Origin of the sequence: Sporosarcina sp. NPDC096371 (assembly GCF_044762865.1) — a bacterium.
Lineage (GTDB): Bacteria > Bacillota > Bacilli > Bacillales_A > Planococcaceae > Sporosarcina.
In genome coordinates, this window is sequence record NZ_JBIWFE010000002.1 from 258,760 (window position 1) to 272,480 (window position 13,721).

The 13,721-nt window shown below is 43.7% G+C and carries 9 protein-coding genes, 1 riboswitch and 1 other annotated feature; of the genes, 8 read left to right on the plus strand and 1 reads right to left on the minus strand.

Annotation, left to right across the window (positions count from 1 at the left end; genetic code table 11):
* Positions 1 to 94 precede the first annotated feature (94 nt).
* From ACIQ0H_RS07215 to ACIQ0H_RS07235, 5 genes are all read left to right on the plus strand, one after another.
* Positions 95 to 871, plus strand: coding sequence for an ABC transporter ATP-binding protein (locus ACIQ0H_RS07215; protein ID WP_403412851.1), 777 nt, complete (start codon positions 95 to 97; stop codon positions 869 to 871).
* On the plus strand, positions 849 to 2,789 hold the full coding sequence (locus ACIQ0H_RS07220; RefSeq protein ID WP_483882533.1) for an ABC transporter permease: 1,941 nt from the start codon (positions 849 to 851) through the stop codon (positions 2,787 to 2,789). Before ACIQ0H_RS07215 ends, ACIQ0H_RS07220 begins: the two co-directional genes overlap by 23 nt.
* A gap of 197 nt (positions 2,790 to 2,986) precedes the next feature.
* On the plus strand, positions 2,987 to 3,769 hold the full coding sequence (locus ACIQ0H_RS07225; protein ID WP_403413441.1) for an ABC transporter ATP-binding protein: 783 nt from the start codon (positions 2,987 to 2,989) through the stop codon (positions 3,767 to 3,769).
* Positions 3,756 to 5,705: an FtsX-like permease family protein gene (locus ACIQ0H_RS07230; RefSeq protein ID WP_403412855.1), complete on the plus strand. Its 1,950-nt coding sequence runs from the start codon at positions 3,756 to 3,758 to the stop codon at positions 5,703 to 5,705. The genes ACIQ0H_RS07225 and ACIQ0H_RS07230 overlap by 14 nt, the downstream gene beginning before the upstream one ends.
* A 165-nt stretch (positions 5,706 to 5,870) precedes the next feature.
* Entirely contained in the window at positions 5,871 to 7,274 is a 1,404-nt protein-coding gene (locus tag ACIQ0H_RS07235; RefSeq protein ID WP_403412857.1) for an alanine/glycine:cation symporter family protein, read from the plus strand.
* Positions 7,275 to 7,332: 58 nt separating this feature from the next.
* Here the strand turns inward: ACIQ0H_RS07235 and argS are convergent, their stop codons facing one another.
* Positions 7,333 to 8,997, minus strand: coding sequence for an arginine--tRNA ligase (gene argS / locus ACIQ0H_RS07240; protein WP_403412859.1), 1,665 nt, complete (start codon positions 8,995 to 8,997; stop codon positions 7,333 to 7,335).
* A gap of 53 nt (positions 8,998 to 9,050) precedes the next feature.
* Positions 9,051 to 9,241 (minus strand) — a binding site (T-box leader).
* A 270-nt stretch (positions 9,242 to 9,511) separates the two neighbouring features.
* Positions 9,512 to 9,696, plus strand: a riboswitch (cobalamin riboswitch).
* Between the two features lie 170 nt (positions 9,697 to 9,866).
* On the opposite strand from argS, the gene ACIQ0H_RS07245 reads away from it, so the two are divergent.
* From ACIQ0H_RS07245 to ACIQ0H_RS07255, 3 genes are read left to right on the plus strand one after another with little or no spacing between them, the layout of a single operon-like run.
* Positions 9,867 to 12,098: a ribonucleoside-diphosphate reductase subunit alpha gene (locus ACIQ0H_RS07245; protein ID WP_403412861.1), complete on the plus strand. Its 2,232-nt coding sequence runs from the start codon at positions 9,867 to 9,869 to the stop codon at positions 12,096 to 12,098.
* Positions 12,083 to 12,514, plus strand: a complete 432-nt coding sequence (locus ACIQ0H_RS07250) for a flavodoxin (protein ID WP_403412863.1) — start codon at positions 12,083 to 12,085, stop codon at positions 12,512 to 12,514. The genes ACIQ0H_RS07245 and ACIQ0H_RS07250 overlap by 16 nt, the downstream gene beginning before the upstream one ends.
* Positions 12,478 to 13,539 (plus strand): ribonucleotide-diphosphate reductase subunit beta, encoded by a 1,062-nt coding sequence (locus ACIQ0H_RS07255; protein WP_403412865.1) that lies wholly within the window; start codon positions 12,478 to 12,480, stop codon positions 13,537 to 13,539. The genes ACIQ0H_RS07250 and ACIQ0H_RS07255 overlap by 37 nt, the downstream gene beginning before the upstream one ends.
* Positions 13,540 to 13,721 lie beyond the last annotated feature (182 nt).

Sequence of the window (13,721 nt, forward strand, 5' to 3'; positions counted from 1 at the left end):
GTCACATTGCCCTTGTTATTTGTCATGTGAATCACACGACCGTGGTTTCCTATCGCGGTACGATAAGGACATGATAAACAAGGAGGCAAAATTGATGGACTCATATAAAACCGTTTTACATGCACAAAACGTTCGAAAATCATATGGAACACGTGGCAACGTTCAACAAGTATTAAAAGGAATCGATCTTCGTGTCGCTGAAGGAGAATTCGTGGGCATCATGGGATCGTCTGGAGCAGGGAAGACGACATTGCTCAATGTTCTTGCGACAATTGACCGCGCGACAGAAGGGGCAATCCTGATTGGTGGCTCTGATATTTCGAAGATGAAAGATGCAGAGCTGTCTGCATTTCGTCGTGATAAGCTCGGATTCATTTTCCAAGATTATAATTTGCTCGATACGCTGACTGTAAAGGAGAATATTTTATTGCCCGTATCGCTTGGGAAAATGAAGAAAAGAGTGGCGGAGGCGGAGTTTAATAGCATCGCTGATATTCTAGGCATTAAAGACCTTGCACATAAATATCCCCATGAAATTTCCGGTGGGCAAAAGCAACGGACATCTGCTGCGCGCGCATTGATTAACAAACCATCGATGGTATTCGCCGATGAGCCAACAGGTGCGCTCGATTCAAAATCAGCGTCCTCCCTGCTCGGCACGATGGAGGATGTCAACAAAAAGCGCGGTGTCACGATTATGATGGTCACACATGACCCTGTCGCTTCAAGCTATTGTAGCCGCGTAGTGTTTCTAAAAGACGGCAACATTTACTCGGAACTCTATCGTGGCGATAAAACGAGACAAGCCTTCTTCCAGGACATCTTAAATGTCCAAGGCGTTCTCGGGGGTGACAGCGTTGACACTATTTGACCTTGTCATTCGGAGCATGCGGAAAAATATAAAACACTATTATTTATATTTCTTCGCGTTGATTTTAAGTGTTGTGCTGTATTTTGTCTTCGCAACATTGCAATATGATTCGGCGGTTATTAGTGAGCGGTCTGACTCGATGAATATGGATTCCGCATTTAAAGTGGCGGGTGTCTTACTGATATTTATCGCCGGGATATTCGTTGTCTATGCGAATGCGATTTTCTTGAAAAGAAGAAGTCGAGAAATTGGGCTGTATCAATTGATTGGATTGACGAAAGGCGCAGTAGCTCGACTGCTCATTATTGAAAATGCCCTTCTAGGAGTGGGGGCGCTTGTCATTGGGATTGGTGCAGGGATGCTGGTCTCTCGTGTGTTCTTGTTATTGCTGATGAAACTAGTCGGTTACGACGGGTTCATCGAGTTATCCTTTTCGATGGCAGCCATTATCCAAACGGCCGCTGTGTTTGTTGCAATCATCGCACTGACGTCTGCTCAAATGTTATATGCCGTTTACCGGAATACGCTGCTTGACCTATTCAATGCCGATAAAAAAGGAGAGCATCCGAAAAAGCCTAAAGCGTTTGTGTCAGCTGTGTTGGCTTTGCTCGGCATTGCACTTATTGTTTTCGGTTATTGGTTGTCAGGGCGCATGATGAATGCAATGATCATGTTCAATATGTTAGCGGTGCTAGCATCAACAATTTTTGGGACGTATCTTCTATTCCGTGTCACAATCAGTTGGTTGTTTTATCAAATTCGAATGCGCAGGCAGGGGCATCTTGGGTTACACAATAGTTTGTCACTTGCCCCGCTTATGCATCGCATGAAAGGAAATGCTAACTCGCTGACCATCATTACAGTGTTATCTGCCATGACGCTAGCGATGTTGGCAGGCTCGTATTCCCTTTATTATTCAACAGAAAAAGAAACACGCTACGTTATGCCTTTCGATTTCATGTTTGAAACGGGTGAAGACGAGGTGAAGCAGTTTACTCAGAAACTTGCTGAACGGGACATCACCTTTACGGAATCGACAGTTGAGGTACTTTGGGCGGATGGCATAATGGACGTCGATAACGCGCCGGAATGGCTAGGGATGATGACGCAAGTGAAAGTAATTAGCGCGAAACAGTTGCAAGATGCTGGGCTCGCCATCGAAACACCGACTTCGAAAACTGCATCTCTCCATGACGCTTCAATTGTCTGGATGTTGAAAACGGTGAAAACACCATTTGATATTGTTTTGTCAAGCGGAGAAAATGAAGTGCGAATACCAGTTAGTGAAGTTGGCCAAGGGAATGTCGTGAACTATCCAGTCAGCGATTCGCAACTTGTTGTGGAAGATGCTGTTTATCAAGAACTGAAAAAAACGTTACCCCCTGTGGGAGCTATAGGGGATGAAAAGCATCTTGAAACATTGTATGCGGTAAATATAGTGGACAAAGAAAAGGCGGCAGAAGCGTCGGAAATTTTTCAACAATTGAAGGAGGACAATTACCCGTTCGATTTTTACTCCATGTATAACAGGTCGATGCAGAGCAACGGCTTACTCATCTTCATAGCAGGCTTCCTTGGACTTGTGTTCCTCATCTCGACAGGTAGCATTTTATACTTCAAACAAATGACGGAAGCGGAACAGGAGAAGCAAAGCTACGCGACGTTACGACAGCTCGGCTTCACAGTACAAGACATTATGCGCGGCATCGTCCGTAAGCAAGTGTTCGTCTTCGGGGTACCGTTATTGATCGGTTTATTGCACTCTGTGTTTGCCATCAAAGCCGCATCATTCCTCTTCATGTCTGATATCACAGTACCAGCCGCCATCGCGATGGGTGTATATGCATTGATCTATCTTGTGTTTGCTTTCTTGACGATTGGTTACTATCGAAAGACTGTGAAGGCAGCATTGCGATAATATGCATACCAATTTTCAAGGGGTGACAGATGACTTGAACTGAAAGCAGAAATCCGTAAGAGCAACTTCTGCTTTTGCGGATTTTTTATCTAACATGACAACACTGTCACATTGAACGACTTGTTTGTCACGTAAATCAAACGACCGGTACGAAGACGCGCGGTAAGCTAATGATATAAATAAGCAAACATGGGGGCATTAGGGTGAAACAACATACAACGATTTTACATGCAAAAAATGTACGAAAATCATACGGTACTCGTAGCAATGTTCAACAAGTATTAAAAGGAATCGATCTTCGTGTTGGCGAGGGAGAATTCGTTGGCATTATGGGATCGTCTGGAGCTGGTAAGACAACATTGCTCAACGTTCTTGCAACTATCGACCGCGCGACAGAAGGAGCTATCCTTATTGGTGGCTCCGATATATCTAAGATGAAAGACGCAGAGCTGTCTGCATTTAGGCGTGATAAGCTCGGATTCATTTTCCAAGACTATAATTTGCTCGATACGCTGACTGTAAAAGAGAATATATTATTGCCCGTATCGCTTGGGAAAATGAAGAAAAAAGTGGCGGAGGCAGAGTTTAACAGCATCGCCGATATTCTTGGCATTAAAGATCTCGCACATAAATATCCCCATGAAATTTCCGGTGGGCAAAAGCAACGGACATCTGCTGCGCGCGCATTGATTAACAAACCATCCATGGTCTTCGCGGATGAGCCAACGGGTGCACTCGATTCAAAATCAGCGTCCTCCCTGCTTGGCACGATGGAGGATGTCAACAAAAAGCGTGGTGTCACCATTATGATGGTCACGCATGATCCTGTTGCATCAAGCTATTGCAGTCGTGTCGTGTTCTTGAAAGACGGCAACATTTACTCGGAACTCTATCGTGGCGATAAAACGAGACAAGCCTTCTTTCAGGACATCTTGAACGTTCAAGGCGTTCTCGGGGGTGACAGCGTTGACACTATTTGACCTCGTCATTCGCAGTATGCGGAAGAATATTAAGCATTATTACTTATACTTTTTTGCACTGATTTTTAGTGTTGTGTTGTATTTTGTTTTTGCGACACTGCAACACGACGCGGCGGTTATCGAGAAGTCAGCAAAGTCGATGAATATGGCAGCGGCATTTAAAGCAGCGGGCATTTTACTGATTTTTATTGCTGGCATATTCGTTGTCTATGCGAATGCGATTTTCTTGAAAAGAAGAAGTCGAGAAATTGGGCTGTATCAATTGATTGGATTGACGAAAGGCGCAGTGGCGCGTCTTCTCATTATCGAAAATGCCCTTCTTGGGGCGGGGGCACTTATCATTGGGATTGGAGCTGGGATGCTTGTCTCCCGAGTGTTCTTATTATTACTGATGAAGTTGATTGGGTACGACGGGTTTATCGCAGTGTCATTTTCGCTAGCAGCGATTATCCAAACTGCTGTTGTATTTGTTGCGATCATTATCTTGACGTCTGCTCAAATGTTAGTTGCTGTTTATCGCAACACGTTATTGGATCTATTCAATGCCGATAAAAAGGGGGAGCATCCGAAAAAGCCTAAAACAGTTGTGTCAGCGGTGTTGGCGCTTCTCGGTATAGGGCTCATTATTTACGGTTATTGGTTATCAGGGCGCATGATAAACGAAATGCTATTCTTCAATATGTTGGCAGTACTAGCATCAACGATTTTAGGAACGTATCTCGTATTTCGTGTCACGATTAGTTGGTTATTTTATCAAATTCGAGCGCGTAAGCAAGGGCATCTAGGATTGCATAATAGTTTGTCACTTGCTCCACTGATGCACCGTATGAAAGCGAACGCCAACTCGCTGACGATTATTACGGTATTGTCCGCAATGACACTTGCGATGGTGGCCGGTTCCTACTCACTATTTTATTCGTCGGAAAAAATGGCGCAGACATCAATGCCTTTCGATTTTACGTTTACAAATTATCCAAATGAAGAAGGTTTGGCAGATGAATTTGCTGAAGAACTGAAAGTGGCAGGTATTGACTTCAAGCAGGCATCTATTAACGCTTTAGATACAGGTGGTATGCTCGATATTTCCAGCCGTTATTGGTCAGGCGCCAATAACGTGCGTCCTTCTGTTTCATTTTACATGGCAGAACAATTACGTGCAGCAGGGAAAGATGTACAAATTCCACCAAAGGGTAGTGCAATATCTCATGATATGAATTTGCATCTAGAAGCAAAGCCAGAGGAGTTTCCGGCTACGCTGACGATTATGGATAATGATTTGGAGTTGCCGATTCAAGTGGTTGCTGTTGAAAAGGACAGCATTATGAATATGAATTTGGGTGGTAGTCCGATGATTGTCAGCGAGGAGACGTTTGCCGAGTTGGAGGGGAATCTCGTAACAGACGAGGACAGTGATTGGTCGTTAGTCATCGAGACGTTCCAAGTGCCAGATGATGACCAACGTGCAAAAGCATCGGCCATTTTCATGCAGGATAAATACGCAGGAGGCGCACCTACGGAATACCGTATGGATTACCATACGCTCTATCAGAATGCGATTCAGACCAATGGTTTACTAATCTTTATCGCAGGCTTCCTTGGGCTCGTATTCCTCATTTCAACAGGTAGCATTTTATACTTCAAACAAATGACGGAGGCAGAGCAGGAGAAACAAGGCTATGCGACAATGCGTCAGCTCGGCTTCACCGTTCAAGACATTATGCGCGGCATCGTCCGCAAGCAATTATTTGTCTTTGGCGTACCGTTACTAATTGGTTTGCTACACTCGATATTTGCCATCAAAGCCGCATCGTTCCTTTTCATGTCTGATATAACGGTACCCGCTTCGATTGCGATGAGCTTGTATGCGTTGATTTACTTGGTCTTTGCTTTCTTAACGGTCGGTTACTATCGCAAAACCGTGAAAGCGGCGTTATGATACTTCATCATCCTATTTTGATAAAAAAACGTGAATGTTTCAACATTCACGTTTTTTGCGTGTTCAGAAGATATCCTGTGGTATTCTAAGTTTCGTGCAAAAAAGATTCTTTGTTGCATGCAGTAATTGAATGTGTGGACAGTAGGAATGAGGAGGGATTGTATCATGGAGGTATTGAAATGGTTGGTTGGTCCGGCGAATGATTTTATGTGGACGTATATACTGATTGGTGCTCTTTTGGCAATTGGTGCTTACTTCTCGATTCGTACGAAATTCGTCCAAGTACGGTTGTTTGGCGAGATGTTCCGTCTGGTCTTTGAGAAAAAAGAAAGCAATGATGGTGTTTCCCCGTTTCAGGCGTTTACCATTAGTGCTGCGTCTCGGGTAGGGACGGGCAATATTACAGGCGTTGCACTTGCAATTGGAATTGGAGGTCCTGGAGCTGTATTCTGGATGTGGATTATCGCAATCATCGGGATGGCGACAGCGTTCGTGGAAAGTACGCTTGCACAGGTTTACAAAGTGAAAGACGGCGATACTTTTCGAGGTGGGCCTGCTTATTACATGCAAAAGGCGCTTGGATTGCGGAAACTTGGGATTGTGTTTGCGATTCTTTTGACGGTCTGTTTTGGCTTTATTTTTAACGCGGTTCAGTCGAATACAATTAGCCAATCGTTCACGGATGTTTTTGGCATTCCTGAATGGCTAGTGGGTGTTTCACTGGTTTTATTAACGGCAGTTATCATTTTTGGTGGCGTGAAAAGGATTGTCAAAGTCACGCAAACCATTGTCCCGGTTATGGCGATTCTCTACATACTTGTTGCGGCTTACATCGTGATGACGAACATTACGGCAGTTCCTGCTATGTTCAAGTTAATCATTGAGCATGCTTTTGGTATTCAGGAAATGGTCGGTGGTGGTATCGGTGCGGCCATGATGCAAGGTATTCGACGAGGGCTATTTTCAAACGAAGCCGGGATGGGGAGTGTGCCGAATGCAGCAGCTACTGCAAGTATCTCTCATCCAGCGAAGCAGGGACTTGTTCAAAGCCTTGGTGTCTTTTTCGATACCATCATTATTTGTTCAGCTACCGCATTTATCATTCTGTTGGCTGATCTTTATGGTACTGGAGCACAGGATGGGATCATCTTGACACAAGCGTCGATGGCTGTGCACGTTGGGGCGTGGGCTCCTTACTTCATCGCGGTTGCCATTATGTTTTTCGCGTTTAGTTCGATAATAGGGAATTACTATTATGGTGAGACCAATATTGAATTTATCAATGGGAATAAATCATGGATGACAGTTTACCGTGTTGCTGTACTTGGTATGGTGATGTTTGGTGCAATGGCAAAAGTTAGCGTTGTTTGGAGCATGGCGGATTTATTCATGGGGATGATGGCGATTTTGAATTTGATTGTCATTCTAATGCTTGGTAAAGTCGCATTCAAAGTACTGGATGATTTCACGGTTCAACGTAAAAAAGGTTTGAATCCAACTTTTAAAGCAAGTACGATTCCAGGTCTGACAGGTGCTGAGTGTTGGGAAGAAAAAAAGTCTGAAAAATAATAGCAAGACTCAAAAAGCATCGGTGCTTTTCACCGATGCTTTTCTTAATTTAGTAAAGTTACATTTCCTCCGGTGCTGCCATTCCTAATAAGCGCAAAGCTTCTTTCAAGACAGTGGCAGTACAGCTAATGAGCGCGATTCGATAGGTTAGATGGTTGGCATCCGAAAGCACCTGGACATTGCCGTAAAATGAGTTGAAAGCTTGTGCAAGATCGACTGCATACTTTGCAATGAAGGAAGGATCTGCATGGTCTGCGGCACGTTTAATGACTTGTGGGAACTGCTCAAGTGTTTTTACGATTTCCCATTCAAAATCATTTACCTCATCGACTGTAAAAGTAGTTGTGTCATCAGCTTTTCTTAGCACTGCATGAGCCCGTGCGCATGCATATTGGACATATGGACCAGTTTCGCCTTCTGTTTGGAGCATAGTTGCCAAGTTAAACTCGATATCGTGTTTTCGGTGCTGCTTTAGATCACTGAAAATGATAGCACCAACGCCAATGGCCAGAGCAATCGCTTCTTTATTTAATAAGTTAGGGTTTTTTTCTTCAATATTTTTTTGTGCAAGGGCAATGGCATCGTTCAGCACTTCTTCCAATAATACGATTTTCCCTTTGCGTGTGGACATCTTTTTTCCGTCCTTCAAGATGAGTCCGAAAGGGATATGCTCGATTGTATCTGCCCAGTCGTAGCCCAGTTTGCCGAGTACCTGCTTCACTTGTGTGAAGTGAAAGCTTTGTTCATTGCCAACGACGTACAGCGATTTCACGAAGTTATAGGTTGTTTTTCTGTCGATGGCGGCGCTCAAATCACGAGTCGCATACAATGTAGCGCCATCTGATTTTTTAATCAAACAAGGCGGCATATCCTCATCGAGCTCAACGACTAACGCACCATCCGACTCCACCAACAGTCCTTTGTTAGCTAACTCGTTGACGACGGGTTCCATTTTGTCATTATAATAAGCTTCGCCGTTATACGAATCGAAGGTGATTCCTAGCAAGTCATAAATGCGTTGAAACTCTTTCAGTGATGCTGATTTGAACCATTTCCATAATGCGAGTGCCTCGGTATCGCCGTCTTCAAGCGCTTTGAAAGCTGCTCTACCTTGCTCATTTAGCGAGTCATCTAGCTCTGCTTCTTCGTGGAAACGGATGTACAGCCCCAATAGTGTTTGTATCGGTGCTTGTTGAACTTCTTGCTCACTTCCCCATTTCCGATACGCTGTGAGTAACTTACCGAACTGCGTTCCCCAATCGCCGATATAATTAATCTTCACGGTATTAAAACCATTCTTTTCGAGTAATAAAGCAATCGAATTACCGATGACGGTAGAGCGTAGATGGCCCATAGAAAACGGCTTTGCAATATTAGGGGAGGACAAATCAATCGTGACAACTCCGCCATTGCCATCATTATTGGAACCATAAGATGTGGATTGTTTGTGAATGGTTTGCAGTAAAAAACGAGTGATTTCAGAACGATTAACAAATATATTCACATAACCACCCATAGCTTGCGCTTTTAAGATTAACGGATGATTGATGGCTTGAGCCAGTTCTTCAGCAATGACAACGGGGGATTTTCGTAATTCCTTTGCAAACGGGAAACAGGGTAGTGCCAAGTCACCTAAATGTGTATGAACGGGCCGTTCAAGCATACTTTCTTGTATCGGAATCGGACTAAATTGTTGTAGAACTTGCAAAATATCTTTTTTCATCGCCAACCACTCCTCGTTTATTTATTTGAACAAAAAAAGCCCTCGTCTCAAATTAATGAGACGAAAGCTTAGCCTCCGCGGTACCACTCAAATTGCCCATACAGGGCCACTTTCTCATAACGGCGAGTCACCGGCTTTACAAGCATCTCAGAAGTGCGGTTCACAACCATTCTTTACTAGGCTCCCATCGTCCCTAGTTTGCTGAAAAAGAAATGACTGTTACTCTCTTCGTCATAGATATTGTATTTGAATGTAGCAAAATTGGAATCAGGTGTCAATGAGGAATCTGTCTATTCTAAAAAATGCGTGGTAGCAAAATATTTTTTGACTGCGCGATATTGTTTATAACTTTGTAGATAGTTACGTACATGTTGATAATGACGGTCACAATGATAAGCGAAAAAAACTGTGGATATGTGGATAAGCCTTTGTTAATCGAACGTAAAAACTTTTCTCCTATTTACGTTATAACCACAACATGTTAGGGTAAAGAAAGTAAATGAGACACAACATATAGTATTGAACGATGAAATGGTACCGACACCGGTTTAAAAGGGAATCCGAAATAATGGAGCTGTCCCCGCAACTGTAAGCGCCGACGACCGCCGAATAAGCCACTGTGGAGAGCACACCATGGGAAGGGCAAGGCAGGAAGGACGAAGCGTGAGCCAGGAGACCTGCCTTTCATCGTCAAGCGACACTTTCTTCGGGGGTTGAGAGGTTGAAGCGAATGGGATGCTGTTTTTTTCGTGAGGCCCTATTCCGTTTCCAACAACGAACCCATGGGCGATAGCTCTACCGATAAGGTGGACCTGTCGCTTTTTTAATGAAAACTTATAGACAACATATTAGACAACATATAGAAGGAGATGGTCGTTTTGACTACTAAAATTGCGAAAACTGGAATTGATCGTATAGTGGATGAGTTACAGGGTGAATTTGGTGCGGGGAAAATAGAACCGCTCGTCATCGCAAGTGAACGCTGGTTACAGAAAAATCCGGAGGGCTCTCAGTCTGAATGGACGAAAGCGATGACGTTAGAATCACTAAGCAACTTGGACGAGTCAACAACGTACTGGACATTTGTTGCAGCACGTATCCATCTCCGTGACGTCTATGCGCGACAAGAACAACTACGTGGGGCAAAAGTCTATACAGATTTTGCGAACAACGTTGCCCGTCTTGTTGATCAAGGCTTGTACACATCTGTATTGACAGAAAAATATTCACACGAAGACCTTGTCCATCTTGGACAGTTAATGGAACCCGAACGGGACAAGCTATTTACATATATCGGATTAAAAACGTTGATGGACCGCTATGTAGCAGTCGATTTCAATAAACAATCGGTTGAACTTCCACAAGAGCGTTGGTTGATTATTGCGATGATGCTCATGCAAAATGAAACGGAAAATCGTCTTGGAAAAGTAGCGGAGTCATACTGGGCAATGAGCAACTTGTTTATGACCGTGGCGACGCCGACATTGTCGAATGCTGGGAAACCACATGGTCAATTGTCGAGCTGCTTTATCGACACAGTCGACGATTCTTTGCAAGGAATCTACGACAGCAACACGGATATCGCCAACTTGTCGAAATACGGTGGCGGCATCGGTGTTTACATGGGGAAAGTGCGCAGTCGTGGTGCTTCCATCAGAGGATTTAAAGGTGCATCAAGCGGAGTCCTTCCGTGGATTAAACAGTTGAATAACACGGCAGTCAGTGTTGATCAGCTTGGACAACGCCAAGGTGCAATCGCCGTATACTTGGATGTTTTCCATAAAGATATTTTCACTTTCCTTGATTTGAAACTGAATAATGGCGACGAGCGCTTACGTGCGCATGATATTTTCACAGGTGTATGTTTACCGGATATTTATATGGAACAAGTAGAAGCGCGCGGTGAATGGCACTTATTTGATCCACATGAAGTCCGTACGGTAATGGGTTATTCTCTTGAGGACTATTATGATGAAACAAAAGGCGGCGGTTCTTTCCGTGAGAAATATATGGAATGCGTCAACCATCCAGAATTGAGCAAGGAAACTGTCCCTGCTATTGACCTTATGAAACGTATTATGCGCAGTCAGCTTGAAACAGGCGTGCCGTTTATGTTCTACCGTGATGAAGTCAATCGTGCTAATGCGAACAAACATGAAGGTATGATTTATTCTTCCAACTTGTGTACAGAAATTATGCAAAATATGAGTGCGACGCAATTTGAATCGGTTACACTCGAAGACGATATTGTTGTCACACGTTCAAAACCAGGCGATTTCGTTGTCTGTAACTTATCTTCCATTAACTTAGGACGTGCAGTTCCTGCAAGTGTTTTAGAAAGACTTATTAAAATTCAAGTGCGTATGCTCGATAATGTTATCGATTTAAATAAAATACCGGTTGTCCAAGCACAACGGACAAATTCACGTTACCGTGGAATTGGTTTAGGAACGTTCGGTTGGCATCACTTGCTGGCGCTACAGAACATTCAATGGGAATCGTACGCAGCGGTGGATTATGCCGATAAACTATATGAAAAAATTGCGTATTTGACGATTCAAGCATCCTCGGAACTAGCGAAGGAAAAGGGAGCTTATCCTTTATTTGAAGGATCTGATTGGCAGTCTGGTGCTTATTTTGAAAACAAAGGATACGATTCGAAAGATTGGCGTGAACTCCGTGCGGATGTGGCGACTAACGGTATGCGGAATGGCTATTTGATGGCAGTTGCGCCGAATAGTTCGACGTCTGTCATTGCAGGCTCAACAGCGTCTATCGATCCCGTCTTCAAGCCGTTTTATCATGAAGAAAAGAAAGACTATAAGCTTCCAGTCGTGGCGCCTGACTTGGATCATAATACGTACGATGTCTATCGCCGTTCTGCGTATATTGTAGACCAACGTTGGTCGATTAAACAAAATGCAGCAAGACAGCAGCATATCGACCAGGGAATCTCATTCAATATATATGTACCAAATAACATCCGTGCTTCCGTTCTCCTTAGCTTACATGTACAGGCGTGGAAATCCGGTATGAAAACAACGTATTACACACGATCGACTGCGACGGACATTGAAGAGTGTGAATGGTGTCATTCTTAATCGCCTACGCAACGTGGAGTGGAAATACACAAGAAGTCGCGGAACTCATTGAGCACCAGCTAAGAGATGCAGGAATTTCCGTAACAACGTATCGAATCGGCGGGGGCGTCATTCCGAACCCTCGCCATTTCGATGCGTTGATCATTGGATCGTTTACGTGGGATAAGGGTTCAACCCCTGACGAAGTAAAAGACTTCGTTGCGGACGTGGGCTATAAACCGGATAATGTGTACGTCTTCGGAACGGGAGACACCCAATTTGGCGGTGACGCATTATTTTGTAACGCCGCTGTGAAATTGGCACGGTTTTACGCATCAACATACGAGCCATTGAAAATCGAACAAAGCCCACGTGGCGTACAAGAATCAAAAGTGATCGAATGGTCGAAAGGGGTCATCCAACATTGGAAAAACTGACACGAGTAAAGGTACTAGAACCTGCAAATCCAAATAAATCAACAGCTATTTTTGGTGGACAAGCGAGCGGGATCCTTAATTGGAACGACCTGGCGCATCCACATTTCTATACATTACGACAACGAATCCGTTCACTCTTCTGGACGGCGAATGAAGTCGATATGACGCAAGACGTCAAGCAATTTTCGACATTGACGAAGCCAGAGCAAGATGCATTTCTAAAAATTATTGGCTTACTTGCAACACTTGACGGACCTCAAACGGATATAGCGGCGAAAATTGCCCAATACACGACTGACCCATCTGTGAAATCACTGATGTCGACAATTGCGGATCAGGAAAGTGAACATAATCATTCGTACGCTTACGTTTTGTCTTCCGTGACGACGTTAGATAAGCAGTTGGCTTCGTTTGAAATGGGGCGTACAGATGAAGTGCTTATGCGCCGTAACGAACGAATTGTCGATGTCTACAATGAATTTGCAGAGCAGCCGACAATTGAGTCCGCATTAAAAGCAATGGTCTATACGACGCTACTTGAAGGAATGTTTTTCTATAGCGGTTTCGCATTTTTCTATAATTTGGCGCGCAATCAGAAAATGGTCGGCACATCGACGATGATTTCCTACATAAATCGTGATGAACTACAGCACGGTAAGGCAATTAGCGATATTTTCCGCGCAGCACTTGCAGAAAATCCAGAACTCAATACAGACGCATTTACAGAATGGATTTACGATCAATTTAAGCACTCCGTTGAACAAGAAGTGGCTTGGAGCCGTTATGTGTTAGCGGATATCGAAGGCATCGACCTTGTCGAAATGGAAGGCTACGTGAAATATCGGGCAAATAAAATGCTTCGTATGCTTGGACTCAGTGAAATCTATCCCGAATTCACCGATAATCCAATGAAGTGGATTCGAGCATATGTCGATAGCTTCGACGATACAAAAACAGATTTCTTTGAACAGACATCACGTCAGTATGTGAAGACAAGTGATTTGAATGGTTTTGATGATTTATAAAACTGGTGCGAGCCGCTACCACAATTCAAAGACCGTAAATGATGTCAATAACTGACACCAGATATGAAAAGAGTGCACACGATATATTTCGTGTGCACTCTTTTTATATCAATTTACATGCATGATGTTAAATAAAATAGAGCAAACTCCAATATCAAATTTTTCCATGTAGCCTTTCTTAA